Genomic DNA, 1,976 nt, shown 5'->3' with positions numbered 1-1,976 from the left:
CAACGCCAGTTTAAAATTGACCCACTTATCGGCGTTATCGCCGAAGTAAAACTGACCCACCCAAGTAATTAATTTTTACTTTCAGATAGATTTTCTAGAACTGTTGGTATGGTTCCAGCCGCCTTCTTTCCTCGTAATCGGTAGCTTTCTCCACTGATTTGTACTATATGCGAGTGATGAAGAAGCCTATCCAGTAATGCCGCCGTTAGTGTTGTATCGTCAGCGAACGCATTTGACCATTGAGAGAACGGCAAGTTACTGGTTACGATAATGCTGCCTTGCTCGTATCGTTTAGCGATGACGTTGAAGAACAAGTTCGCTTCTTCTCTGCCGAACGGTAGATACCCGATTTCATCGACGATAAGGAGCTTTGGTGCAAGAACGCTTCGCCTCAAGTAGCTTTCAAGTTTGCCCTGAGCTTTCGCCGTAGACAGTTGGAGCATTAAGTCCGCTGCTGTGATGAACCGTGTCTTCAAGCCTTTTTGTACAGCTATTTGACCAAGGCTAACAGCAAGATGGCTCTTACCAACACCACTTGGGCCAAGTAGTACTACGTTTTCTTTTCGCTCGACGAACGCCAACCCTGTTAGCTCCTTGAGCTGTTTCCGTGGGGCACCTGTTGCTAACTTGAAGTCATAGTCATCGAACGTTTTCTCCATAGGGAAGCTGGCGAACTTAGTCAGCGTTGCTCTTGTGCGTTCAGCTCTCGCTTCAAGCTCAGCGTTTAGAAGTGATTCTAAGTAATCGGCTAGGCTCAACTCACGAGTGCTAGCGACTTCTGCCAACCTCGGCCACTCCTGAGCCATTGCTTGCAACTTCAGCGTTGCGCAGGCAGCTTCGATGCGATTCATTTGAAGGTTCATACTCGCACCTCCAACAACGCGTCATACATTGATAGTGGATGTTGGAAGCTCTCAACGGGCATGACATTATCCTCCATTGTTAGCGGCGCTATCGGGCGTGTCGGCAACGGGAGAGGTTGAAGTGTAAAACGTTCTTTCTCTAAAAGAACTTGAGGCTTTTTGCCTGTTGTGCCGTGCATTCTCTGGTGAGCGACGGTTTCTAACCACGCGCCGATATGACCGTTAAGGACATCGGCTGTGATTTTCAGACCGTGTTGTTTAAGTGTCGCAGCAAGCGGAGTGACGAAGCTACTTTTCAAGTAAGAGTTAAATCGCTCCACTTTACCTTTGGTTTTTGCGCGATAAGGGCGGCAAGCTCTTGGCCTAAAGTTGTATTTTTTGGCGGCGGTGAGCAGCGAGGGGTTCCAGCGGTGCTCACCCTCACCGTATGCATCACGCTCTATCATGATGGCTTTCGCATTATCGAACAGAACCTCTTTGGGGACACCGCCGAAGTATTCAAACGCTTCTTCAAGGCCTTCTATCCAGTCTTCTTGGCGCTCTCGTTCACTAAAGCGAACGAACGTCGCTCTGCTATAGCCAAGAGTGGCCACGAAGGCTTTAACACGTACGCCGTAATGAGTGATGGTCGTGAAATCGACTTGCATCTGCTCACCAGGCAGTGTTTCGAAGCGAACCACTGGGTCGACTGGCGTACTAGGTTTGTACTGCTTGACGTGCTCTTTGAGCATCGTTATACCACCTTCGTAACCGAGAGATTTTAGCTCACGTAGTAAGACAGTTGCGGGTATCCAATAAGGCTTTGCGGCTTCAATGCGGGTGCGCAAGTAGTCGTGGTAAGGCTGTAGTTTGGTTGGTCGAGATTGCCGCTCGGGATACACAGGCGCTTTGCTTTTATCTCGAAGATAAGTGCGAACGGTATTTCTAGAGATACCTAAATCTCGCGCGATGCGGCGGATGCTTTGCCCTTGCTGATGTAAAACGTGTATTTCCACTAGTTGCTCCTGATTGATCATAATCCGCCGCTTTGTCCATGTTACGAACGGATAGTTTGCCTCAGGTGGGTCAATTTTAAATCGGCGTTAGTGGGTCATTTTTACATCGGCGATGACA

General features: G+C 48.6%; 2 protein-coding genes. Both read right to left on the bottom strand.

Going from position 1 to position 1,976, the window contains the following annotated elements; genetic code table 11:
* Positions 1 to 68 precede the first annotated feature (68 nt).
* On the bottom strand, positions 69 to 863 hold the full coding sequence (gene istB / locus ACTRWI_RS22360) for an IS21-like element helper ATPase IstB (RefSeq protein ID WP_499133890.1): 795 nt from the start codon (positions 861 to 863) through the stop codon (positions 69 to 71).
* The gene (gene istA, locus ACTRWI_RS22355) at positions 860 to 1,879 is read right to left on the bottom strand and encodes an IS21 family transposase (protein WP_499133889.1); all 1,020 of its coding nucleotides are present in this window, start codon (positions 1,877 to 1,879) and stop codon (positions 860 to 862) included. The genes istB and istA overlap by 4 nt, the downstream gene beginning before the upstream one ends.
* Positions 1,880 to 1,976: the final 97 nt, after the last annotated feature.

The sequence above is a fragment of the Pseudoalteromonas sp. G5_S1_14_S5 genome, from assembly GCF_054968605.1.
This window is presented reverse-complemented; position numbering and strand designations above follow the sequence as displayed.